Raw genomic sequence first — 20,992 nt, forward strand, 5'->3', positions numbered from 1 at the left:
TGCGGCGGCGAAGCGCGGCGGGGGGCAGCTAAATCGGGTTTGCCGCGACATTCGTAGCGCGGGCCATGCGCCATGTTCCGTCATCGCCCTGGCATGCAGCGAAGCGGCCGCGCTCCTGACCCGGGAAGGCATAGGCGACATCGCGGCACATCACATAGACATTGACGCTGACCGGCTGGAGATAGGCGCGTGTCACTGCTCCGTCTGCGGAAGGTGCGTAGCCGATGGTGCTGATGCTCGCTTTCAGCGGATCAACCGGAACGGTGCGCTCGAAATGGATCAGCAGCGGGCGGCCATCGGGCGTAGTAAGCTCGTGATGCGTGCCATCTGCGCTAGCTTCGACGAGGGCGAGGAAGTCAGCCTTGAGCGCGTCAAGACCGGCCTGATCCAGCGCGCGGCCGGCGGTGTATTCCGCGCGCTCGGCGATGAAATCCCCCACCGGGCGCGGCAGGGCGAGCGGACGCACTTCGGGCGACGGCGCCGAAAGGCTTGGCGGCGCGGCGCGCTCTGCCGGCAAGGCGGCGATGAGTTTCGGGCCGCTGGCATCGGCGAGCGCCTGCTCCGTAGCGGGACGTTTCGGCTTGAGCGACGGCGCGCCCGCCGGCGGGACAGACAGTCGCTTCGGCTCTGCAGGCGCAATGGCGGCGGCCGAGACAACCGCAAGACGGGCCGCTTCCGCATCGGCCTTTTCCTTTGCCGCGAGATCGGCAAGGCGATTGGCTTCGGCATCTGCGGCGCGTTTTGCTTCGAGATCGGCAAGGCGCTTCGCCTCGGCGGCGTCGGCAGATTCTTTCGCTTTCAGGTCCGCGAGCCGTTTGGCTTCCGCCTCGGCGGCAAGGCGCCTGGCTTCGAGATCAGCGAGACGTTTGGCTTCAAGGTCTGCGAGGCGCTGCGCTTCCAGATCGGCGAGCCGTTTCGCTTCGGCCTGAGCTGCTGCCGCGCGGGCGGCTTCCTCGGCCGCGATCCGGTCGGCTTCTGCCTTGGCGGCAGCGGCGTTCTGTTCGGCGAGCAGTTGCGCGGCGGCGTTTGCATCTGCCTGACGCATCGCTTCTTCCGTAGCCAGACGATCGCGCAGGCGGGCGTCGATAACGGTCGGGCCTGCTGAAGCGGCGGGCTGCTCCGCAGCGGCGCGGGCGGCTTCGGCATTAGCAATGGCGAGCGCGGCTTCGCGGTCAGCCTCGGTCTGGGCGAGGCGCGCGGCTTCCTGCTCTTGCGCCTGAAGCTCGGCAACGCGGGCCTTCAGGATATCGGCCGTGCCCTTGTAATCAAACCAGGGCGTTGGCGCGGCGCCGGCCGGCGCGGCGGCATCACCCAGAGCGGCAACGGAAACGTCCGTGTCCGGAAGGCTGGCAGCGGCAAGCGTGTCGCCCTCCCCTTCCGTCTTGTCCTTGCCACCGTTCAGCGCATTGTCCGCCGCCATGACGGAGAGGCCGGCGAGGCCGAGCACGGCGAGGCCGGCAAAGGCGAACTGCGAAAACTCGCTGAGCTTCCAGCCGCCTTCCTCTTCCTCATCCGCGGCGCGGCGCGCACCGGATCCGTTCGCGCCGGCCTTTGGCAGCGTGACGGCAGCGCCAGTGACGGCGGCGGGGACGACCTTGTCTTCCCGCTTCGGCTTGGCTGGCGGCCGGGCCGGGGGCTGGCGTTTCAGGGCGCGCACTTCGCTGGGCGGGGCGACCGGCATCTGCACCGGCGGCGGCAGGCGCATGACCGAGGGCGCACTGGTGACCGGCTTCGAGCCGGTGAGGATCGACAGGGTCGGCTGCGGGCGGACGGCATCGCGGGCGCGCAGGCGGGCGCGGAACGGCATGGCCAGATGCGCGCGCTCCTCGGCGGCCCGGCCGGTCGCTTCCGCCCCGCGCACGGCGTCGCGCAGGCTTTCCGGCAGAACCGGAGTGCGCCTCACGGGCGGGTCCATCGGATCGTTCAGCATCACCTTACCCCTTGCCGGAAGGGTGTTAACGACCCGTCCGATCTCGCAAATTCAATATAGCGGGTTAGGAATTCAGAAACCACTGGATTCCCTGAACCTGTCCGCCTTGTCAGGGTCGCGGCGGGTCTTTATGGCAACACTTTCCCCTCCCCGCCGAAAAATCTGTCAGGAATTTCATGTCCACCGCCCGTTCCGCTCCCAAAAAGGTCGTTCTTGCCTATTCCGGAGGCCTCGACACCTCGATCATCCTGAAATGGCTGCAGGTCGAATTCGGCTGCGAAGTCGTCACCTTCACCGCCGATCTCGGCCAGGGCGAGGAACTGGAACCGGCCCGGAAAAAGGCCCTCGCCGCCGGGGTGAAACCGGAAAACATCTTCATCGAGGATGTGCGCGAGGAATTCGTGCGCGATTTCGTCTTCCCGATGTTCCGGGCAAACGCCGTTTACGAAGGCGTCTACCTGCTCGGCACCTCGATTGCCCGCCCGCTGATTGCCAAGCGCCAGATCGAGATTGCCGACATGGTTGGCGCTGATGCGGTTTGCCATGGCGCGACCGGCAAGGGGAATGACCAGGTGCGCTTCGAACTCGGCTATTATGGCCTGAACCCCGACATCCGCGTGATTGCGCCCTGGCGGGACTGGGCGTTCAAGTCGCGCACGGACCTGCTGAAATTCGCCGAAGAGCAAGGCATCGAGATTGCCAAGGACAAGCGTGGCGATGCGCCTTTCTCGGTCGATGCGAACCTTCTCCACTCCTCCTCCGAGGGCAAGGTGCTTGAAGACCCGTCGCAGCCGGCGCCGGAATTCGTCCATATGCGGACGATTTCGCCGGAAGAGGCACCGGACCAGGCCGAAGTGATCACCATCGGGTTCGAGCGCGGCGATGCGGTTTCGATCAATGGCGAGGCGATGAGCCCGGCGACTTTGCTGACGGCGCTGAACGCCTATGGCAAGAAGCATGGCATCGGCCGGCTCGACCTGCTCGAGAACCGGTTCGTCGGCATGAAGTCGCGCGGCATTTACGAGACGCCGGGCGGCACCATTCTGCTCGTCGCGCACCGCGGCATCGAGCAGGCGACGCTGGACCGCGGCGCGGCGCACCTGAAGGATGAGCTGATGCCGCGCTATGCGGAGCTGATCTATAACGGCTTCTGGTGGAGCCCGGAGCGCGAGATGCTGCAGGCCGCCATCGACCATTCGCAGCGTTTCGTGACCGGCGAAGTGACGATCAAGCTCTACAAGGGCACGGCCTACCTGATCGGGCGCTCGTCTCCCTATAGTCTGTACTCGGAAAAGATCGTGACCTTCGAGGACGACCAGGGCGCCTATGACCAGAAAGACGCGCAGGGCTTCATCAAGCTCAACGCCCTGCGCCTGCGTTTGCTGGCGGCGCGCGACCGGAAGTTCGGGAAGAACTGAGTTCCTCTCCTTATCCGAGTGTCCCCGCTTTCGCGGGGATAATCAGTGGTTTGGGCAAGCGCCTCCGCCCTCCCCTGCGAGGCAAGGGAGGCGCGGCCAGCGGCAATTTTGATCCGTTCACGACGTATCGAGGTTTTCCCAGGCTTTGGGTCTGGCCTTGTGGTCGAGGTGGATGAGGATTGCGTCGGCTTCGGGGCCGAGGCGGCGCAGGACGGACCAGGGCACGGCGAGGTCTCGCAGGGGCGCTTCGGTATGCTTGCGCAGGTAGCGGGCGAGACGGCGGGCATGGCGCGCGGGGTCGGCCATGACCTCGGTGAGCCGGCGGGCCGCGTCCCAGAGGAGCGCCCATTGCAGCTCGGGCGGGTCGCCGTCGCCTGGCTTTGAGGGGCCGGGGCGCGCGGGCGCGGGGCGTTCGAGAAGCTGGAACGGGGTTTCGAAGGGGCGGCGGGCTTTGCGGGCCTTTGCTTCCTTGAGGAGAGGTTTGCCCCCGCGCGGCGTCGGCAGGACGGTTTCGGCGGCGAGGATGTGGATATAGCGGCGCACGAGGGCCGTGAGATGCGTGAGCCGGGCGCGGGCTTCGGCCGAGACCGCCGCGAAGGCATCCGGCGCGGTGGACATGATCAGCTCGCGCAGCACGGCGAGCAGCTGCGCAATGCTGCGCCAGAGGTTCGGATGAGGACGCGTCTCGGCCATGAGGGGGAGAATACCCCCGCTGTTGACCCCACAGGATTGGAAACCTGAAAAAGCTCTTCTTCCGGCCAGAGGGCGAAACCGAAGGAGCCGGGCGCCACATGCCGCACGCCTTGTTCTACGGGGCCTTTCTGGGTCCCGGTCTTCGCATGCGGCGAAACCGGGATGACGGGGGGAGAGGTGCAGGATGGGCGTTTGGTGTTGCGCAAGGGGCTTTGACTACAACAGGTTTCCTGCCCCTGCCCCTCAATCCGTCATCCCGGCTTTGCGCGAATGCGCAAAGCCGGGACCCAGGAGGGATGCGCCTCGGGACTCTCCGGGTCCCGGACATTTGCTGCGCAAATTCCGGGATGACGACGAAGAAATGGAGTGACAGGAAAGTTTGTTCCTGTTATGTTCTAGGAATGAAGTTCAGCTGGGTCTACATGCTCGCCTCGAGGCGGAATGGCACGCTCTATACGGGCGTCACCTCCGATCTTGAGGGGCGCATCTGGCAGCACAAGCGGGAGATTTATCCCGGCTTCGCGCGCAGGCATGACTGCAAGCTGCTCGTCTGGTTCGAGACGCACAATGAGATCGGCGCCGCGATCCGGCGCGAGAAGCAGATCAAGCGCTGGCACCGGGCGTGGAAATTGCGGCTGATCGAGGCGGAGAATCCGCATTGGCAGGATCTGTGGCCGGGACTGTTCGCGGCGCCGCGCGAGAGTGTTCTTCCGCAGGCGGAGGAATCTGGGTTGCAGCGGCTGGTGGAGGCGAAGTGGGGCGCGGTGTCCTGAGGCCTTTCTCCATCGCCTGTTGTTCGTCATCCCGGAATTTGCGCAGCAAATGTCCGGGACCCAGGGGCCATCAGCGCTTCTCTCTCTCTGCCTTTTCTGGGTCCCGGTCTTCGCCTGCGGCGAAACCGGGATGACGAAGACTGTTGAGTTCAGGCTTGTCTGCAGCGCTGAACTTCTTCACCGGTCGCTTCGCGGGTTTCCAGAATCTCTGTGATGTTGATACGACCTTGATACTGTCCCATGTGACCAAAACCCTGACCCGTCTCGTCTGCGCGCTGGACGTCACCGCGCACCCACAGGTAACGATTGGCGACCTGTATTGTGTTCCAATCCGGCGCATCCGGATCAATCCCCATTGCTACGCTCATCGCTTCAGGGTCATCTGTCCGGAAGTATGCCCACAAGACTTCATCTATGTTGCAAGGCTTGAAGGCGCTTCTTTCAAAACTCGAAGTGTACAGCCCTTCCAACTCCACGTCCGTAAGCTGTCCGGACGCAGATTCTCCGGGATCAGCTGTTGAGGCAATCGTCTCCGATGCAACGGGTTGTTCTGAACTACAACCCGAGACCGCCAAACAGCACGCTGCCAGCAGGCTGACGCTGAAGTGGGGCCAATAGCTCACTACTTCACCTCTTTCGGCGGTTTCAGCCTGCGCTTCGTCTGGTGGGCTTCTGCCTTCTCGCCGTCGGGTTTTTCGCCGCGCATGTAGTGGCGTTGCCAGCGTTCTTTCAGGGCGTTCTGTTCGCCGTCCTTGAGGCGGGTGTTGAAGTCGGCGCGGCTGTCGCGCCAGGCTTCGTATTCCTTCACGAGGTCCGGGTTGGTGGAGAGGCGTTTGCGGATGGGCTCGACCTCTTCGAGGCGTTTGTGTTCCATGAGGGTGAGGAAGGCGAAGGGTTCGCCCTTGCGGAAGATGACTTCGCCGGGGCGTGTCATCTGCCAGTTCATGGTGAAGGGGAATGGCAGCCAGTCTGTTTCGACGAGGCCTGTGAGCGGGGCGATGCCATCCCTGGGCCAGTTGGGCGCGCCGGTGACCCAGACGCCCCAGCCGGGCGGCGTGCGGAAGAGATGGCCGGTGTGGAAGGTGACGATGCCGCGCATGAAATGGCTGTCGGCGAAGGACGCGATGGCGCGCGGGTCGCCAGTGGTTTTCAGCTCGATGTCCTCGTTGCGGGGGCCGCCATTCCAGATGATCTTGATGTCCATCGGGCAGAGGATTTCCCACCCCGTCGAGTTCGCCATGGTGAGCGGCAGGCAGCGGTAAGGGTGGCGGTCGGCGAAGGCGTCCATCCAGGCGCGGTCGGAACGGCCGGGGACGATTTCCGGAGCGGTGTCGTAGATCTTGTAGCATTCGAGGCGCATGGGCTTCGCCTTAACTCCTTGACGGGACAGCGAAGTCTTGGCGAATGGGCGCCATGCAAGCAAGCCCTGAAGACCTGTTCGCCTATCTCGACTCCCTCGGGATTGCGCATTCGACCGTGTGGCACGAGCCGATGTTCACGGTGGAGCAATCGGCCGGGCTGAAAGCTCAGATGCCGGGGGCGCATACGAAGAACCTGTTCCTGAAGGATGCGGGCGGCGCGCTGGTGCTGATTGCGGCGGAGGCGCACAATGCGCTGCGGCTGAACCAGTTGCACAAGTTGATCGGGACGAAGCGGCTTTCGTTCGGGCCGGCGGAGCTGATGACCGAAGTGCTGGGCGTGGTGCCGGGATCGGTGACGGCGTTTGCGCTGATGAATGACAAGGGCGGGCGCGTGCGGTTCCTGGTGGACGGTGTGCTGGCGGCGGCGGAGACGGTGAACTTCCATCCGCTGGTGAATACCGGGACGACGGCGATTTCGCAGGGGGATTTCCGGCGCTTTGTGGACGCGACTGGACATGGGTTTGAGGTGGTGGATTTTTCGGTTCTGTGAGGCCGAAATATTCCGCTCATCCCCGCCAGGCGGGGATCTCGTGAGGAAATATCCTGCGGATCGAGACCCCCGCCTGCGCGGGGGTGAGCGGTTTGATCTTACGCCCGCGCTTTCGCCGTTTCGGGTTTGATGATGCCGCGGTTCAGCAGTTCTTCGGCGATCTGGACGGCGTTGAGGGCGGCGCCCTTGCGCAGGTTGTCGGAGACGCACCAGAAGGCGAGGCCGTTCTCGACGGTGGGATCGTTCCGTATACGGCTGATATAGGTGGCCCACTCGCCGACGCATTCCTTCGGGGTGATGTAGAGGTCTTCGGCCGGATCATCGACAACCATCAGGCCGGGGCTTTCGCGCAGCAGGGCGCGGGCCTGTTTGGCGCTCATGGCGCCGTTGAGTTCGACATGCACGGCTTCGGAATGACCGACGAAGACCGGCACGCGCACGCAGGTGGCGACGAGCTCGATGCTGTCATCGAGGATCTTCTTGGTTTCGACGCGCATCTTCCACTCTTCCTTGGTGAAGCCGTCTTCCATGAAGACGTCGATCTGCGGGATGAGGTTGAAGGCGATTTCCTTGGGGAAGACCTCCGGGGTCGGCTCGTCATTGACGAAGACGCCGCGGGTCTGGTTCCAGAGTTCGTCCATCGCTTCCTTGCCGGCGCCGGAGACGGACTGGTAGGTGGCGACGACGACGCGGCGCACGCCGACCGCGTCGTGCAGCGGTTTCAGCGCGACGACGAGCTGGGCGGTGGAACAGTTGGGATTGGCGATGATGCGCTTCTTCTCATAGCCGAGCACAGCGTCGCCATTGCATTCCGGCACGACGAGGGGAACGTCGGGGTCCATGCGCCAGGCGGAGGAATTGTCGATGGTGATGGCGCCGGCCTTGGCGATTTTCGGGCACCATTCCTTTGACACCTTGCCGCCGGCGGACATCAGGACGAGATCGACGCGGGAAAAGTCGAACTGTTCGAGATCGTGGCATTTCAGGGTGCGCTCGCCATAGGAGACTTCCTTGCCGATGGAGCGGCGGGAGGCGACGGCGAAAACCTCATCGGCGGGGAAGAGGCGCTCGTCGAGAATGTTGAGGAGTTCCCGCCCGACATTGCCTGTGGCGCCGACAACCGCGATACGCGTGCCCATGAGGTTCTCTCCTGCTTCTGAGGGTTCGGGGCGGCTTATGGCGCAATTGCTGATTAAGTCAAAGCGAGGATGCGGTTACTCAAGGAATCAGCGACATATCAAGGCGGCCCGCACCGCAACTGGCAAAGCAAATGCCTGCCAAACCAGGGATTGGCTCCAAATCCGGGCGGTCGTCACATGGAAGACTGCATTGACGGGCGTCCATGGGTGCAGCAGCGTTCAATAGCATATCGACTGCCTCCCGAAGCGGCTTATCCGGATGTGCTGATTTGATAAGCGCCAATGCGCCGGCGAACACTGCTGCCGAGGCTGAAGTGCCTTGCTCCATAGAATAATCGCAGTTCTCAACTGTGCTGCCATCATCATTCATACAGTTCGCGGCATACTTTGCTCCGATGATGCCATCAGGGAATCCGTCTGCGTTCAAGTCCTGTTTGAGGTCTCCGCCCGGCGCCATCAGATCTGCGCCGGTATTGGTATAGGATGCGGGATTGCCTTGCATACTGGTCGCGCCAACAGAGATCACGCCGCGGCAATTGGCCGGCGCCGATAAACTCTTTGAAGTGCGTGAGTTTCCCACACCGGAAATGATAACCGCCCCCTCAGCACGGGCGGCATCGACCGCACGCTGCGTAGATTCTGGACATTCAGCAGGAATGGATAGTGGAACCAGAATGATGTCGGCAGGATAGGGATTCAGAGGCACTCCCAAACCAACATCGAGTCCGGCCGCCCAGCGAATGCCGAGGTTCACTTCGGACAACTTACCGCCGCAATGACCTACCACCCTTACGGGCACCAGCTTGGCGTCGGGAGCAACTCCCGTCATTCTTGAACGTCCTTCTCCGCGAGCGAAAAGAACTGAAGCGTGGAAGCTTCCGTGAAGCAGCGAACCTTTGCTGATGTCTGACGTTGTGCATTCGCCGCCTGTTTCATTCGGATCGGCATCGATGCCATCTCCGTCTCCCGACATTTCTGGATCCGAGATAAAGTCATAGCCGGGCAAGAAGCTGGGATGACGAATGAACTCATTGTGCTGAAAATAGATTCCAGTGTCGATCTGAGCGATGGTGACACCTTTTCCAGAAGCGCCAGTTCGTTTGCGATAATCCAAAATACCTGTGCCGCCCGTGGCAACAGGGCCAAGATGCCACTGTCGCGGCTCAAATACCGGTCTCACGATTTCCGAGATCGGTGTTTCGGTTGCAACGAGGGTTTCATCTGCAATTTCAATCACTGGCGGCTGGAGAAGTTCGCTATGTCGCAAAGACCAGTATGCTCCGCCCGCCAGCAGTAGAATTGCGCCTAAACCAACGCAGGCAGCAAGTAAGCGTTTCTGACCGACGCGAGACAACGTTTTGAGTCGAGGCAACTTCGCCAGCTCACTCTTTGTATCCGCTGATATTTCCTCTACATGGCCCGCCCGCGCGCACACAGCTTTCACGAACTCGTCAAGCTGGGGATCAAGAATAGATCCTGTCCATGATTCCAAGTGGTGAGCATGGAGGTGCTCAAAACCCGTCGGCGGAGATACCTTCTGGAGGCGCACAGGTAGAAGCTTGTCTTCGGCAAGGGTCGCTTCTCGCTTAACCCAGTCTGATTTGACGCTTTCCGAGCACCAGACCGGAATGACAACTTTGGCAGCGATCAATTCACGTTCGATCTGTTCTTTGAAGCCGACTCCGGCTGCCAGTCCGTAGTCCCACCAGACTGTCAGGCCATGAGAACGCAGAATCGTCGCAAGCCGGGAAACGATCGCCCGCCGATCTTCGGTGTTTCTGTAGGAAATGAAGACGTCAGCCATCGCCCCTCGCTCTCGACGACGAGAATAGCGGCGAGCTTATCACTGGCAATAGATTAGCACTTGCACTTGCGTACACTGGGTCGCTCAGGCAGTTAGCAATCCATCCGCAACACAAGGTAGCCATGCCGTGCTGGACGATGTGATCCGCCGCTACATTGCCAGTTATAATGACCGCGATATCGAGGCGATGCTTGCCTGCGTGACGGATGATGTCGTGTTCGAGAATATCTCGAATGCCGGCGGGTCGATGCGGCTGGATGGCAAGGCGATGATGCGGCAGGTGGCGGAAGTGTCCGGCAATGCGTTTTCCTATCGCCGCCAGCGGCTAATCAATATCGTCAGCGGCAATGGCAAGGCGGCCGCCGAGATCGAGTTTGAGGGCCGCGCCTCGGTGGACCTGCCGAACGGCGTGCGCGCGGGCGAGACCGTGCGCGTGCGCGGGGCAAGTTTCTTCGAGTTCCGCGGCCCCCTGCTCTGCCGGATTGCGGATTACAGCTAGACCGGCTGGGCGGGATCAACCCATTCGTAGACTTGGCGAAACCGGCCGCCGCCGAGGCTGGCAACATCTTTTAGGCGCAGGCGCTTCGGCGAGCAGACGGCGGCAAAGAGCGGTGTGCCGCCCCCGGCGACGACAGAAGAGGTGATGAGGCGCAACTCATCGACCAGCCCGGCCTCAATAAGACTTCCGGTCATCCGCGCGCCGCCGACGAGATAGATATCCTTCCCAGGCTCCTGCTTCAGCGCCTCAATGTCCTGAAGGCTTCGCAGGAAGCTTGTATTGGCCCAGCCCGCGCTGTTCATGACCGACGAGAGTACATAGTGAGGCAGGCGGGGCACGCGCAGACACCAATCGAGCTCTGCCGGGGTCGGCAGATTGCCCGACATCAGGTGGGGCTGGTCCGGTGCTGCCAGCATGGCAGTCCAGTATCTCTCATAATCCGGATACATCCCGGCACCGAGCAGGCAGGCATCGATCTGCGGTGTGAGGCCATAGTCTTCCGACCAGGCCTCCACCCAGAAGGCATCTCCGTTCGCGTCCGCGACCATTCCGTCGAGCGAGACTTTCATCGCGGCAATCAGTTTACGCATGGGAGTTTCCTGCAGGATTCAATCAGGACTTATTCCGGGAAGCGCTGGGCGTAGACCTCGCGCAGGCGAACCCAGTTGTCCCAGTGCGGGGCGGGCTTTGTGCCGGCGAGGCGGGCTTCCAGCACATCGACATGGGCGTGCCAGCCGGCGGAGACGCTGAGCAGGACATCGCGCGTGGGCGGGCGGCGGTGGGTGATGGTGAGGAGCGTGTCTGCGCCCTTCTCGACCAGTTCAAAGAGGACATCCGACTGGACGCCCCAGCTGATGAACAGGCGGCGGGGCGCGTCCACGTCGAGGACTTTGCAGACCATGCGGTTTTCCGCGCCCATGCCTTCGGGGCGTTTGCCGGGCGGATCGGTCAGCTCGTCATTGCGCCAGACGAATTCGAACTCGGCGCCGGGCGTCAGGTCCATGTCGCCGGAAGCGAGCCATTGGCGGCGCAGCTCGCTTTTCGTCAGATAATCCCAGACGCGGGACGCGGGGCCCGGCAGCAGGCGTTCGAGTTTCAGGACTGTGGGCTCGACGAGCTGGCCGTAGGCGGAGGATTTCGCGGTCTGGGTCATGACTTCTTTCCTTTGGAAGGGGGGGCTTTGGGCGGTGGGGATTTCTTGTCGGCGTCGCGCAGGAGGCCATCGAGGATATCGAGGCGGCTGGTCCAGAAGCGTTCGTAGAAGGCGAGCCAGCCGGATGCGCTGGCGAGCGGGCCGGCTTCGAGATGGCAGACATGCGTGCGCCCGCGCACTTCGCGGCGGATGAGGCCGGCGCCTTCCAGCGCCTTGATATGTTTCGAGGCGGCGGCGAGCGACATCTCGAACGGCTCGGCAAGCTCTGTGACGGTGCGGGCACCTTCACTCAGCTCACGGAGCATGCGGCGGCGGGTGGCGTCTCCCAGGGCATGGAAGACGGCGTCAAGGCGGGCGGGTTCTGCTAGTTCAACCATGTGGTTGAATATGGCAGGGGCCACGCGATTGTCAACCGTTTGGTTTAATATTTATCCGGCAGCCTTCATCACCGGCCGGCGCAAGTCTGCCGCCAGGCCTTCGCCCATCAGGTCAATGAAGTTTTCCGAGTAGAAGTTCGTGATCTGGGTGAGCGTGCAGCCGGCGAGCGTTTCGTCGAAGCGCTTGAGCGGATTGCGGCCGCCTTCGACATGCGGGTAGTCGGAAGAGAAGAGGCAGATCTCGTCGCCCGCGTTGCGGATGATCCAGCCGGCATCCTCGTGGGGATAAGGCGCGGCGCGGAAACTCCGGCGGACGATTTCGGACGGCTTGGCGGAGAGTTTCTGCAACCGTTCCTCATTGCGCAGGAAGGCGTGCGCGGCGGAATCCATGGAGCGCATCCATCCGGGTACCCAGGACGCGCCGAGTTCGATGGCGCCCCATTTCAGCTTCGGGAAACGGTCAAACACGCCGTCGAAGATCAGCGTGGCGAGGGTCTGCATCGCCGATTGCGGGATCGGCATGTAGGAGACGGAAGTGAAATTGTCGTCGCCGCCGTGGAAGTCCTTGACCGGCGGCAGGCCGTTTTGCTTGTAGACGGGGTTCAGCTTTTCCTCGCCGCCGACATGCAGGAGGATCGGCAGGCCCGCTTCTTCGGCGAGGCGCCAGACGGGGTCAAGGCCGATATGGCTGGGCGAATGCTTTTGTGGGCATACGGAGGGAACCATGATCGCCTTTGCACCAAGCTTGATGGCAAGGCGCGTGGTTGCCTCCGCACGGGCGAAGTCTTCCAGCGGCACATAGGCGACCGGGAGCAGGCGGCGGTCGATGGAACAGAAGTCCGTCATCATCCGGTTGTGCGCATCGGCGGCGGCGTAGCAGAGTTCCATGTCATCCGACTGGTCGAGGCCGAAATTGCCGAGGCAGAAAGTGGTGAAGACAAGCTGGCTGGCGAAACCGAGACGCTCGAGCGCGGCGGGGCGGTCTTCGCGGCGGAAGCTGCCGAGGGCTTCGTAATTCTTCTTCAGCAGGATCGCCTCGCCGGCAGCGGCGCGATAGGCCGCGTCCTCGTGGCGGGCGCGTTCCTTGTTCATCCAGCCGGCATGGGAATGTTTCCATTTATAGACCGGCAGCGCGTGATAGCGCGCCAGCAGGCGCTTTTCGAAATAGGGGTCGAGGACGTCGGTCATCTCCATGAGATGGCTGTCAGCGTCATGGATCAGGCGTCCGGCGGCGTAGGACATTGCGTGGTTCCTCCCGGGGATTTTCCCGGAGGATGTCACAAGGGCGCGGGCTTGTCCAAAAGGTGGGGCGGAGCGTCCTGATTGTGCTGCTATCCCGGGGAAACTCAACTCCTGGATTATTGACGGTCGATCCGACCTCGATATCCTGCGAGTGAACGGGGGGGCGTCCATGGCTCTTCGATATGCTCAGCTTGTTGCGCTTGCCTGTATCGGGTTCAGCACGGGCATTTATGTCAGTGACTGGGCCGGGGGGCGCCTTTTCCGCCTCGAAGCTGACGCTTCCAGCGCCGTGTTTTACCAGCAAGTCATCCACATCCAGTACCAGATGTTCATGCCCGTATTCGTTTTCGGTGCGGTTCTCGGCACGGGAGTCTGGCTCTTTCTGATCCGTGAGCGTTGGCGCTCGCTGGAATTTCTCTGTGTCGCCATCGCCTTTGCCAGCGCACTTGCAATAGCCATCATGACCGTGAGTGTGAGCGTTCCAATCAACAACACCCTGATGACCTGGGACAGGGCGTCGCCCCCGGCGGACTTCCATGAACAATGGGCGCCGTGGGACGCAGTCAACGCAGCACGCTGCGTGCTCGCTTCGCTTGCTTTTGTGCTGTCACTCGTTGCGGCGCTGATTGTCTCCCCAAAGAGCAGCGCAGGTGGCCGTGCCGGCGCTTAGCTGCTATTGGGTGCACGGATGACGCCGTCAGCAAGAACCGGCACAAATCCCGGACAGGCCACGCCACGTTCCTGATGCGAAAACTACTCCGACTGCGCGAGTTGCCGGGTCATGACTATCATCCGGCCGGGGCCGTCCCAGAGAACCTCTGTCGTGTCGCTGGTCACGGTGAACCCGTTGGCGAGATACATCTGCATCGAGGCGTCAAGGCCGCCGGTTGTTTCGAGGAAGACTTCGGGCCAGCCCTGCGCAGCGGCGTGAGCCATGGCCGCCGCGAACAGCGCCTTGCCGAGCCCGAGCCCCCGCGCCTCCGGCACCAGCACGACCCAGCGCAACTGGCCCCGGTTGCCCCGGTCGATCATCGCCGCGCAGCCGAGGGTTTCGGCGCCGCGTTCGGCGAACCAGACGCGGCTGGCATGGCCGGGCAGATCGAGGCGCGCCTTCCGGACGGTTTCGCCGACATAGTCCGGGAACGCGCCGCCGAAACGCGCGCCTTCGGGGGCGTAGCCGCGCCGGTGCAAATCGACGATCAGCTCCGCATCACCGGGCCGCCAGTCGCTCCGCAGGCGAACATTTGCGTCTGCCGTGCTGCCCGAAAGGGGAATCCTGCGTGACATTTTTGCCCGTATCTCCCGGAATCTGTAGTGAAATGGGGATTTACCACCCGGTTTCCCTTTGTCGGTGATGCCGCCGGGTCTAGTTTCCCCGTCAAGGGTGCGCCTCGTCAATCCGGAAGACCGGATGGCCGCATCCCCGGAGGAGAAAACCATGAGAAGTCCCATTACCGCCGGCGCGTCTGCGCTGGTCCTCGCGATGTTCATGCTTGCGCCAGTCGCCATCGCCCAGACCAGCGGCGAGGAAGACGCCGAAGCCCGGCAGAAGACCATCATCGTCACCGCCACCAAGCGGGACCAGACGATCCAGGACGTGCCGTTCTCGATCAATGCTCAGACAGCTGAAGATATTGCGCGCTCCGGCGCCGGAAACCTCGAGGATGTCGCGCGCTCGGTCGCAGGCCTGTCGATCCAGAACCTCGGACCCGGACAGAGCCAGGTGGCCGTGCGCGGCGTCTCCGCCGGCCAGATCGTGCGCGACCAGCCGGGCGTGAAGGAACAAGTGGGCGTGTATCTCGACGAGTCGGTGATCTCGCTGTCGCTGTTCACGCCGGATATCGACCTCTACGATCTGAACCGCGTGGAGACGCTGCGCGGGCCGCAGGGTACGCTGTTCGGCTCCGGCTCGGTGGGCGGCACGGTGCGCTACATCACCAATCAGCCAGCGCTGGGCGTGCAGGAAGGCTCGCTGGAGGCGAACCTCAACACAATCAATGATGGTGGCACCGGCGGCCATATCAAAGGCATGTTCAATGCGCCGATGGGCGAGAATGCTGCGATCCGCGCTGTCGGCTATCACACCGAATATGGCGGCTGGATCGATGCAATCGGGCCTGCTGGCGGCGAGGATGTGAACTCAGGCAACCGGACTGGCGGGCGCGTGGCGCTGACCTTCCAGCCGAGCGATGCGCTGACGATCACGCCGAGGATCATCTATCAGGAGATCGGGGCGGATGGCTTCAACCGGTCGGAAGCGTTCAACTGGCTGTCGGGTGTCGCCAGCCTGCCGCGCGGGACACAGTACCTGCAGATGGGGGAGGAGTTCTCCGACGAGACGATGATCGCCGACCTGACGGCATCGCTGGACCTTGGCAGCGTGACGCTGACCTCGGTGACGAGCTATATCGACCGGGACATCCTGGTCAGCCGCGATGCGAGCGCACTGACACAGTCCGTGTCGCAGGATCTCGGTTATGACCCGGCGGTCTACACGATCCCCTCGAACCTGCGGGACACGACGGCGTATGAGAGCGTGACGCAGGAACTGCGCCTCAGCTCCAATGGGGCGGGTCCGCTGCAATGGGTGGCCGGGGTGTTCTATTCCGACAATGACCGGGTATATGCCCAGCGCTTGCCAACGCCGGGCTATGATGCATTCACCGACGCCGCGCTCGGCGCAGGAACATCGGCGGCAGTGGCCAATGGCTTCCCGGCTAACTCGCCGTTCAACTCCGACCTCTCCTACTCGCTGACGCAGTGGGCGGTGTTCGGCGAGGCGAGCTATGACCTGACCGAACGGATGACCGTGACGGCGGGCGGGCGTTTCTATGACTTCGAGGAAGACCGCACGATCTCGTCGGGCGGCCTGTTTGCGAATGGCGACTCGAATGTCCAGGATACGACGTCCTCGGACGGTTTCTCGCCGCGGGTGCTGCTGAGCTATGATGCGACCGATGCGATCACGCTGAATGCGCAGGCAAGCCAGGGCTTCCGTCTCGGCGGGGTGAATGACCCGCTTAACGTGCCGCTCTGCACGCCGCAGGACCAGCAGATCTTCGGCGGCTTCCAGAGCTATGGCGATGAGAAGCTGTGGAACTACGAAGCCGGCATGAAGGCGCTGACAGGCACGGTCTCGTTCAATGCGGCGGCGTTCTACACCGATATCCAGGACCTGCAGGTGACACTGGATGCGGGCTCCTGCTCTTCGCGCATCGTGTTCAATGTCGACAAGGCGCATACGGCCGGTATCGAAGCCGAACTCGGCTGGAGCCCGGCGCCGGGCCTCGACCTGACCTTTGCAGCGAGCGTGCTCGAAGCGAAGTTCGACTCGACCGTTCGGGACGGCGCCAACAATGTGATCGGCGGTATCGAGGACGGCAACCGCCTGCCCTCCGTTCCGGAACTGCAGCTGTCTGCAGCCGGAACCTATCGCTGGTCGCCGGGCTGGGTGAATGCTGATGCGTTCGTCTCGGGCTCGGTGCAGCATATCGGCGACCGCTACACGCAGCCGAGCGATCAGCTGCCAACGCAAGGTTTGCCGGGCGCAACCGGGCTTGCCCTTGGCGCGCTGACCGGGTTGGAGAATCCGAGGAACCTCGTGGACCTGAATCTCGGTGCCTATACGACGCTGAACATCAGCGCGGGCCTCGAGTTCGATAGCTGGTCGGTCACACTCTATGCCAACAACGTAACGGACGAGGACGCTGACCTGTCCTTCGACCGCGAACGGGGCGGACGGGCCCGGCTGGGCTTCCATGTGAACCAGCCGCGCACTATCGGTGTGACGCTGCGCAAGTCGTTCTGATCCGGATACGGATGACCTGAAGGGAAGCCCCGCAGTTTGCGCTGCGGGGCTTTTCACATGTCTAGAGGGCGGCGATGATCGCGTCGGCCATCTGTCTTGTGTTCAGCGAGCCGCCGAGATCGCGCGTGCGGGCGCCGCGGTCGAGGGCCTTGCCGACGGCGGCGAAGAGGGCGTCAGCGGCCTTCTCCTTGCCGAGCGACCAGCGCAGCGCCATTTCGAGCGACAGGATGGCGGCGCAGGGATTAGCGACGCCCTGCCCCGCAATGTCCGGCGCGGAGCCGTGGACGGGTTCGTAGAGACCGGGCGTGCCCGGCGCGCCGAGCGAAGCGGACGGCAGCATCCCGATGGAACCCGTTAGCATCGCTGCTTCATCGGAAAGAATGTCGCCAAAGAGATTGTCGGCGAGGATAACGTCGAACTGTTTGGGCGCACGCACGAGTTCCATGGCGCAGGCATCGGCATACATGTGGGAGAGCTCGACGCCGCCGCCGAGTTCGGCATGGGCGAGGGTGACTTCCTGGCGCCAGAACAAGCCGGATTCCATGACATTGGATTTTTCCACCGAGCAGACGCGGGACTCGCGGCCACGCGCGATGTCGAAGGCGACGCGGGCAACGCGTTCGATTTCGGGGTGGGTGTAGACGGCCGTGTCATAGCCGCGGCGCAGGCCGCCGGCTTCGTCGATGCCGCGCGGCTGGCCGAAATAGACGCCGCCCGTCAGCTCACGGACGATCATGATATCGAGGCCTTCGACCCGGTCGCGTTTCAGGCTGGAGGCATCGACGAGGGCCGGGAAGCAGAAAGCCGGGCGGAGGTTTGCGAAGACATCGAGGCCCTTGCGCAGGGCGAGGAGGCCGGCTTCGGGTCGCTTGTCGCGGGCCGCGCCCGCCCATTTCGGGCCGCCGACGGCGCCGAGCAGGACGGCGTCCGACTGGCGGGCCTTCTCCAGCGTTTCATCCGTGAGCGGTGTACCGTGTGCATCGAAGCTGGCGCCGCCAACAAGGCCCGTCTCCATCACGATGTCGGGGACGAGCAGCTCCGCGATACGGCGGGCCTCAGCCACAACTTCAGGGCCGATCCCGTCTCCTGGCAGCAGGAAAAGCTTGCGCTTCATGACGTGCATACTCCGTTACTCTTCGGTGCTGCAGCACCCGGCCCCTGAGGCCTGACTAGCGCATTGTATAGGGGTCGCGGGCAGTGCGGGAATTACCAAGAAGCGCGGCATTGCGCGCCGCTTCCTCGGAATCGTACTTGGCCCATTCGGCGCGGGTCTTGCAGTCCCGTTTGATCAGGTTCGAGCCGGGAAGCTTGATCGAGCGGCATTCCTTTTCGACCGGCGTTCCATCGGCGTTGAGTTCGGCAACTTCCGGCGTGGCGGCGCAAGCGGCAAGGCCTGCAGCGAGAGCGGCAATCAGCAGGTTGCATTTCATGGCAATTCTCCACAGGCTGCGTTTGCAGCCTGCGTAATCGACAGGGCCGTGCGTGACAAGGCAGTCGCCGGCCTGCGCGGGGCGCAGACAGGCTGGCAACCGGGCCTAGTTCATCGAACCGGCATCAACGCCTGTCTGGCTGCCGCCGAGCAGGGCTGCGTTGCGGGCGGCTTCTTCGGCGTCGTGACGCGCCCATTCCTTGTTGGTCCGGCAATCCTGCTTGGCGATCTTGGAGCCGGTGATCTCCATCTTGCGGCATTCGCGCACTTCACCCTCGGCGAGGCCGTGCGTGCCAACGCAGGCGGTGATGAAGAGAACTGCAAGGGCTGGGAGGAAGCGAACAGCAGAACGGGACATAAGGGGGAACTCCAAGTTGTGATTTGTTCCCTGCCTAGCGAACCTGGGCGGCAAGGACAAACACTTATCTCCCCCGAGCACTGTTGCCCGGCCGTTCTGGTGCCGGGGCGGGCGGTTTATTCCGGTGCAGCCTCTTCAATCGGCTGTTCGGCGTCGCTGCTCGCGGGCTTTGCCGGCTTCTCCGGAATTTCGACACCGCGCACTTCCGGCTTCAGGCCGAAAGGGTCTGTGTGGCAGGCGGGCAGCGCAGCCAACAGGGCGAGCGGCAGAAGGAGGCGGGCGGGATGGCGCATGGGAAACACTCCTTTGCACCGCCTCAGATCAGCGGGCGGGTTCGAGCCAGGGGGTGGCGAGGCGGCGCTGGTCTTCGAACGTGTCGATTTCTTTCACGGCGGTGAGCGAGGCGCCGATTTCGTCGAGGCCGGCCATGAGGTTCGACTTGCGGCCGGGGTCTATGTCGAAGGTGAAGACTTCGCCGTCCGGCGTGGTGACGGTCTGGCTGGCAAGGTCGACCGTGAAGACGTGGTTGGCGCCGCCGGCTTCCTTCGCGAGCTTTTCGCAGACGGCGGCAGGAAGGCGCACCGGCAGGATGCCGTTCTTGTAGCAGTTGTTGTGGAAGATGTCGGCAAAGCTTGGCGCGATGACACAGGTGATGCCCTGGTCCAGCAGCGCCCAGGGCGCGTGCTCGCGCGACGAGCCACAGCCAAAGTTTTCGCCGGCGATCAGGATCGAGGCTTTGGCATAGGCGGGCTTGTTGAGCACGAAATCGGGGTTGGGCGAGCCGTCCGCATTGGTTTTCAGCTCATGGAACAGGCCTTTGGCGAGGCCGGTGCGCTCCGTGGTTTTCAGGAACTGTTTCGGGATGATCATGTCCGTGTCGATATTGGACATTGGCTTGCCCTTCTCGAGGAGGGGCGCGGCGGTGCCGGTGAGGGAGGTGAACGGGGTCATGCGCGCCTTTTAATCCGCGACGCCGGAAATGAACAGGGTGGGCACGCCCATTGTGCCGTCGCGGACCGTGAAGACGCGGGTGCCGGGGCGCCGGCCGGGGCGGACTTCGGAGATATTGAAGCCGGATTTGGCGAGGCGGTCATGGGCCGCTTCGATATCGCCGACGCGCCAGGTGAGACCCCAGAAACTGTCCGGGCCGGCGGCATCTTCCCCCTGCCCTAGGCGGTGGGCGATTTCGACCGTGAGGCCGCCGGTGCGGAAGAAGAGGAGGCGCACGCCCCATTCCGGCGCAGAGCGGTCGAGCGCGAGACGCAGGCCGAGCTTGGCGCCATAGAGCGCCATCGCGCGGTCCGGGTTCGGCGTGTTGATGACGAGGTGGTCGAGCGCGTGGACATGGCCGAGCGGCACTTCCGCCGCTTCGAGGCTGCCCTCGACGGGTTCGAGGAAGAACCAGCGCACACCGGCGCCGGCCTCGGGCGGGGTGCGGAAGCGGCGCCAGCGGCGGCGCAGTTCGCGGGCCATGTCTTCGCTTTCGCCGTCTTCGATCGGCGTGGGCGAGAGGGCGAGGCGGGTGAAGGCGCGATAGTCGCCGGCAAGATCGGTGGAGCGGAAGGCGAGCGATTTGAGGCCGGGGCCTTCCTCAGATATGCGGGCGCGCAGGTGATCTGCCGATGCTCCGTCCCCGGAGGGCGCGACAAGTTCGAGCGCGGTGTTGCCAAGCTGGAAGAGCGCGGTGGCGACGCCGTCATCCGTCTTCGCGCGCCAGTCAGGCTTGCGGCCCAGCAGGGCGGAATAGACCGCCGCGCCGGCGTCGATGTCCGGCGCGAGGAGGACGATATGATCGACTCCGCTGATCACGCCTGCACGCTGGCCTGCGGCAGGCAGGTGTTCACATCCTTGAAGCCCGGCAGTGCCTCAACCCGGGCAACCCATTTGCGGACATTGCCGAAGGGATGAAGGTCGATGCCGGCTTGCGGGGCGTAGGCGGCGATGCCGTAGATGTCGATGTCGGCGATCGTAGCACCCTTGCCGACGAGCCAGTCGCGGCCTTCGAGCAGCGTGTTCAGTTCCTTTAGGGCGGAAAGCGCCGTCTGCAGATTGGCTTCGGCGACCTGTTCCGGGAACTTGAAGAAGCCGAGCTTCAACGCGCGGGTGCGGTAGATGCCGGTGGTGAGAGAGCCTGCGCCCCAGAGCTGCCATTCGCGGGCGCGCAGGCGCTCGCCCCGGTCCTTGCCGCCGAACTGGCCGGTCTCGTCGGCGAGATAGTCGAGGATGACGGAGGACTGGCAGAGGCAGTAGTCGGTCTGGCTGTCTTCCAGCACGGGCACCTGACCGTAGCGGTTCTTGACGAGGAAGGCGTCCGCCTTGTGCGCGCCGGCGCGCAGGTCGACATGCTCATAATGAAACGGCGTGCCGTTGAGACGCAGCATCAGGCCGACCTTGTAGGTCGGGCCGGAAGCGAAAATGCCGTGAAGCGTGTAGCGAGCCATGGGTTTCCTCGGATGTT

At 63.4% G+C, this 20,992-nt stretch carries 24 protein-coding genes; 6 read left to right on the plus strand and 18 right to left on the minus strand.

The window, feature by feature from the left end; genetic code table 11:
• Positions 1-28: 28 nt before the first annotated feature.
• Positions 29-1,930, minus strand: coding sequence for a cell envelope integrity protein TolA (locus ACK4TE_RS02490; protein ID WP_409909893.1), 1,902 nt, complete (start codon positions 1,928-1,930; stop codon positions 29-31).
• A gap of 176 nt (positions 1,931-2,106) precedes the next feature.
• On the opposite strand from ACK4TE_RS02490, the gene ACK4TE_RS02495 reads away from it, so the two are divergent.
• Complete coding sequence (locus ACK4TE_RS02495) at positions 2,107-3,348, plus strand: argininosuccinate synthase (RefSeq protein ID WP_409909894.1); 1,242 nt, start codon at positions 2,107-2,109, stop codon at positions 3,346-3,348.
• A 117-nt stretch (positions 3,349-3,465) separates the two neighbouring features.
• Here the strand turns inward: ACK4TE_RS02495 and ACK4TE_RS02500 are convergent, their stop codons facing one another.
• Positions 3,466-4,041, minus strand: a complete 576-nt coding sequence (locus tag ACK4TE_RS02500; RefSeq protein ID WP_409909895.1) for a hypothetical protein — start codon at positions 4,039-4,041, stop codon at positions 3,466-3,468.
• 401 nt (positions 4,042-4,442) lie between these two features.
• Here ACK4TE_RS02500 and ACK4TE_RS02505 point away from each other — a divergent pair, with 401 nt between their 5' ends.
• The gene (locus ACK4TE_RS02505; protein WP_409909896.1) at positions 4,443-4,814 is read left to right on the plus strand and encodes a GIY-YIG nuclease family protein; all 372 of its coding nucleotides are present in this window, start codon (positions 4,443-4,445) and stop codon (positions 4,812-4,814) included.
• Between the two features lie 149 nt (positions 4,815-4,963).
• Here the strand turns inward: ACK4TE_RS02505 and ACK4TE_RS02510 are convergent, their stop codons facing one another.
• Both ACK4TE_RS02510 and ACK4TE_RS02515 read right to left on the minus strand, forming a co-directional pair.
• Positions 4,964-5,437: a hypothetical protein gene (locus ACK4TE_RS02510; RefSeq protein ID WP_409909897.1), complete on the minus strand. Its 474-nt coding sequence runs from the start codon at positions 5,435-5,437 to the stop codon at positions 4,964-4,966.
• Complete coding sequence (locus tag ACK4TE_RS02515; protein ID WP_409909898.1) at positions 5,437-6,174, minus strand: DUF6065 family protein; 738 nt, start codon at positions 6,172-6,174, stop codon at positions 5,437-5,439. The genes ACK4TE_RS02510 and ACK4TE_RS02515 overlap by 1 nt, the downstream gene beginning before the upstream one ends.
• 53 nt (positions 6,175-6,227) lie before the next feature.
• On the opposite strand from ACK4TE_RS02515, the gene ACK4TE_RS02520 reads away from it, so the two are divergent.
• On the plus strand, positions 6,228-6,725 hold the full coding sequence (locus tag ACK4TE_RS02520) for a prolyl-tRNA synthetase associated domain-containing protein (protein WP_409909993.1): 498 nt from the start codon (positions 6,228-6,230) through the stop codon (positions 6,723-6,725).
• A gap of 98 nt (positions 6,726-6,823) precedes the next feature.
• Here the strand turns inward: ACK4TE_RS02520 and ACK4TE_RS02525 are convergent, their stop codons facing one another.
• Positions 6,824-7,864 (minus strand): aspartate-semialdehyde dehydrogenase, encoded by a 1,041-nt coding sequence (locus ACK4TE_RS02525; protein WP_409909899.1) that lies wholly within the window; start codon positions 7,862-7,864, stop codon positions 6,824-6,826.
• 79 nt (positions 7,865-7,943) lie between these two features.
• Positions 7,944-9,668, minus strand: a complete 1,725-nt coding sequence (locus ACK4TE_RS02530; RefSeq protein ID WP_409909900.1) for a S8 family serine peptidase — start codon at positions 9,666-9,668, stop codon at positions 7,944-7,946.
• A 127-nt stretch (positions 9,669-9,795) separates the two neighbouring features.
• On the opposite strand from ACK4TE_RS02530, the gene ACK4TE_RS02535 reads away from it, so the two are divergent.
• A complete protein-coding gene (locus ACK4TE_RS02535; protein ID WP_409909901.1) occupies positions 9,796-10,167 on the plus strand; it encodes a nuclear transport factor 2 family protein in 372 nt (123 codons plus the stop codon).
• Here the strand turns inward: ACK4TE_RS02535 and ACK4TE_RS02540 are convergent.
• From ACK4TE_RS02540 to ACK4TE_RS02555, 4 genes are read right to left on the minus strand one after another with little or no spacing between them, the layout of a single operon-like run.
• Positions 10,164-10,757, minus strand: a complete 594-nt coding sequence (locus ACK4TE_RS02540; RefSeq protein ID WP_409909902.1) for a dihydrofolate reductase family protein — start codon at positions 10,755-10,757, stop codon at positions 10,164-10,166. The genes ACK4TE_RS02535 and ACK4TE_RS02540 overlap by 4 nt on opposite strands.
• 29 nt (positions 10,758-10,786) lie before the next feature.
• Positions 10,787-11,320 (minus strand): SRPBCC family protein, encoded by a 534-nt coding sequence (locus tag ACK4TE_RS02545; RefSeq protein ID WP_409909903.1) that lies wholly within the window; start codon positions 11,318-11,320, stop codon positions 10,787-10,789.
• Positions 11,317-11,697: an ArsR/SmtB family transcription factor gene (locus tag ACK4TE_RS02550; RefSeq protein ID WP_409909994.1), complete on the minus strand. Its 381-nt coding sequence runs from the start codon at positions 11,695-11,697 to the stop codon at positions 11,317-11,319. The genes ACK4TE_RS02545 and ACK4TE_RS02550 overlap by 4 nt, the downstream gene beginning before the upstream one ends.
• Before the next feature lie 51 nt (positions 11,698-11,748).
• Positions 11,749-12,939, minus strand: coding sequence for an amidohydrolase family protein (locus ACK4TE_RS02555; RefSeq protein WP_409909904.1), 1,191 nt, complete (start codon positions 12,937-12,939; stop codon positions 11,749-11,751).
• 169 nt (positions 12,940-13,108) lie between these two features.
• On the opposite strand from ACK4TE_RS02555, the gene ACK4TE_RS02560 reads away from it, so the two are divergent.
• Positions 13,109-13,609 (plus strand): DUF1772 domain-containing protein, encoded by a 501-nt coding sequence (locus tag ACK4TE_RS02560; protein ID WP_409909905.1) that lies wholly within the window; start codon positions 13,109-13,111, stop codon positions 13,607-13,609.
• A gap of 83 nt (positions 13,610-13,692) precedes the next feature.
• On the opposite strand, the gene ACK4TE_RS02565 is transcribed toward ACK4TE_RS02560, so the two are convergent.
• The gene (locus ACK4TE_RS02565; RefSeq protein ID WP_409909906.1) at positions 13,693-14,226 is read right to left on the minus strand and encodes a GNAT family N-acetyltransferase; all 534 of its coding nucleotides are present in this window, start codon (positions 14,224-14,226) and stop codon (positions 13,693-13,695) included.
• A 151-nt stretch (positions 14,227-14,377) separates the two neighbouring features.
• Between ACK4TE_RS02565 and ACK4TE_RS02570 the strand changes: the two genes are divergently transcribed.
• Positions 14,378-16,747: a TonB-dependent receptor gene (locus ACK4TE_RS02570; protein WP_409909907.1), complete on the plus strand. Its 2,370-nt coding sequence runs from the start codon at positions 14,378-14,380 to the stop codon at positions 16,745-16,747.
• Positions 16,748-16,808: 61 nt separating this feature from the next.
• Here ACK4TE_RS02570 and leuB read toward each other — a convergent pair whose 3' ends face one another.
• The 7 genes from leuB to ACK4TE_RS02605 form a co-directional block, all read right to left on the minus strand.
• Entirely contained in the window at positions 16,809-17,861 is a 1,053-nt protein-coding gene (gene leuB, locus ACK4TE_RS02575; RefSeq protein ID WP_409909908.1) for a 3-isopropylmalate dehydrogenase, read from the minus strand.
• A 55-nt stretch (positions 17,862-17,916) separates the two neighbouring features.
• On the minus strand, positions 17,917-18,177 hold the full coding sequence (locus ACK4TE_RS02580; protein WP_409909909.1) for a hypothetical protein: 261 nt from the start codon (positions 18,175-18,177) through the stop codon (positions 17,917-17,919).
• Positions 18,178-18,282: 105 nt separating this feature from the next.
• Positions 18,283-18,534 (minus strand): hypothetical protein, encoded by a 252-nt coding sequence (locus ACK4TE_RS02585; RefSeq protein ID WP_409909910.1) that lies wholly within the window; start codon positions 18,532-18,534, stop codon positions 18,283-18,285.
• A 116-nt stretch (positions 18,535-18,650) separates the two neighbouring features.
• Positions 18,651-18,827: a hypothetical protein gene (locus ACK4TE_RS02590; protein WP_409909911.1), complete on the minus strand. Its 177-nt coding sequence runs from the start codon at positions 18,825-18,827 to the stop codon at positions 18,651-18,653.
• Positions 18,828-18,855: 28 nt separating this feature from the next.
• Positions 18,856-19,485, minus strand: a complete 630-nt coding sequence (leuD, locus tag ACK4TE_RS02595; RefSeq protein WP_409909912.1) for a 3-isopropylmalate dehydratase small subunit — start codon at positions 19,483-19,485, stop codon at positions 18,856-18,858.
• A gap of 9 nt (positions 19,486-19,494) precedes the next feature.
• Positions 19,495-20,343: a VOC family protein gene (locus ACK4TE_RS02600; RefSeq protein ID WP_409909913.1), complete on the minus strand. Its 849-nt coding sequence runs from the start codon at positions 20,341-20,343 to the stop codon at positions 19,495-19,497.
• Positions 20,340-20,975: a glutathione S-transferase family protein gene (locus tag ACK4TE_RS02605; protein ID WP_409909914.1), complete on the minus strand. Its 636-nt coding sequence runs from the start codon at positions 20,973-20,975 to the stop codon at positions 20,340-20,342. Before ACK4TE_RS02605 ends, ACK4TE_RS02600 begins: the two co-directional genes overlap by 4 nt.
• Between the last annotated feature and the right edge of the window lie 17 nt (positions 20,976-20,992).

It is taken from the genome of Hyphomonas sp., from assembly GCF_046313975.1.
In the GTDB taxonomy this organism is placed as follows: Bacteria; Pseudomonadota; Alphaproteobacteria; order Caulobacterales; family Hyphomonadaceae; genus Hyphomonas.

Coding starts and splice junctions, on each gene's coding strand:
- leuB (WP_409909908.1), bottom strand. CDS start 17,861: ATGAAGCGCAAGCTTTTCCTGCTGCCAGGAGACGGGATCGGCCCTGAA.
- ACK4TE_RS02550 (WP_409909994.1), bottom strand. CDS start 11,697: ATGGTTGAACTAGCAGAACCCGCCCGCCTTGACGCCGTCTTCCATGCC.
- ACK4TE_RS02505 (WP_409909896.1), top strand. CDS start 4,443: ATGAAGTTCAGCTGGGTCTACATGCTCGCCTCGAGGCGGAATGGCACG.
- ACK4TE_RS02525 (WP_409909899.1), bottom strand. CDS start 7,864: ATGGGCACGCGTATCGCGGTTGTCGGCGCCACAGGCAATGTCGGGCGG.
- ACK4TE_RS02570 (WP_409909907.1), top strand. CDS start 14,378: ATGAGAAGTCCCATTACCGCCGGCGCGTCTGCGCTGGTCCTCGCGATG.
- ACK4TE_RS02530 (WP_409909900.1), bottom strand. CDS start 9,668: ATGGCTGACGTCTTCATTTCCTACAGAAACACCGAAGATCGGCGGGCG.
- leuD (WP_409909912.1), bottom strand. CDS start 19,485: ATGACCCCGTTCACCTCCCTCACCGGCACCGCCGCGCCCCTCCTCGAG.
- ACK4TE_RS02555 (WP_409909904.1), bottom strand. CDS start 12,939: ATGTCCTACGCCGCCGGACGCCTGATCCATGACGCTGACAGCCATCTC.
- ACK4TE_RS02500 (WP_409909895.1), bottom strand. CDS start 4,041: ATGGCCGAGACGCGTCCTCATCCGAACCTCTGGCGCAGCATTGCGCAG.
- ACK4TE_RS02565 (WP_409909906.1), bottom strand. CDS start 14,226: ATGTCACGCAGGATTCCCCTTTCGGGCAGCACGGCAGACGCAAATGTT.
- ACK4TE_RS02590 (WP_409909911.1), bottom strand. CDS start 18,827: ATGCGCCATCCCGCCCGCCTCCTTCTGCCGCTCGCCCTGTTGGCTGCG.
- ACK4TE_RS02545 (WP_409909903.1), bottom strand. CDS start 11,320: ATGACCCAGACCGCGAAATCCTCCGCCTACGGCCAGCTCGTCGAGCCC.
- ACK4TE_RS02580 (WP_409909909.1), bottom strand. CDS start 18,177: ATGAAATGCAACCTGCTGATTGCCGCTCTCGCTGCAGGCCTTGCCGCT.
- ACK4TE_RS02560 (WP_409909905.1), top strand. CDS start 13,109: ATGGCTCTTCGATATGCTCAGCTTGTTGCGCTTGCCTGTATCGGGTTC.
- ACK4TE_RS02490 (WP_409909893.1), bottom strand. CDS start 1,930: ATGCTGAACGATCCGATGGACCCGCCCGTGAGGCGCACTCCGGTTCTG.
- ACK4TE_RS02520 (WP_409909993.1), top strand. CDS start 6,228: ATGCAAGCAAGCCCTGAAGACCTGTTCGCCTATCTCGACTCCCTCGGG.
- ACK4TE_RS02495 (WP_409909894.1), top strand. CDS start 2,107: ATGTCCACCGCCCGTTCCGCTCCCAAAAAGGTCGTTCTTGCCTATTCC.
- ACK4TE_RS02515 (WP_409909898.1), bottom strand. CDS start 6,174: ATGCGCCTCGAATGCTACAAGATCTACGACACCGCTCCGGAAATCGTC.
- ACK4TE_RS02605 (WP_409909914.1), bottom strand. CDS start 20,975: ATGGCTCGCTACACGCTTCACGGCATTTTCGCTTCCGGCCCGACCTAC.
- ACK4TE_RS02540 (WP_409909902.1), bottom strand. CDS start 10,757: ATGCGTAAACTGATTGCCGCGATGAAAGTCTCGCTCGACGGAATGGTC.
- ACK4TE_RS02585 (WP_409909910.1), bottom strand. CDS start 18,534: ATGTCCCGTTCTGCTGTTCGCTTCCTCCCAGCCCTTGCAGTTCTCTTC.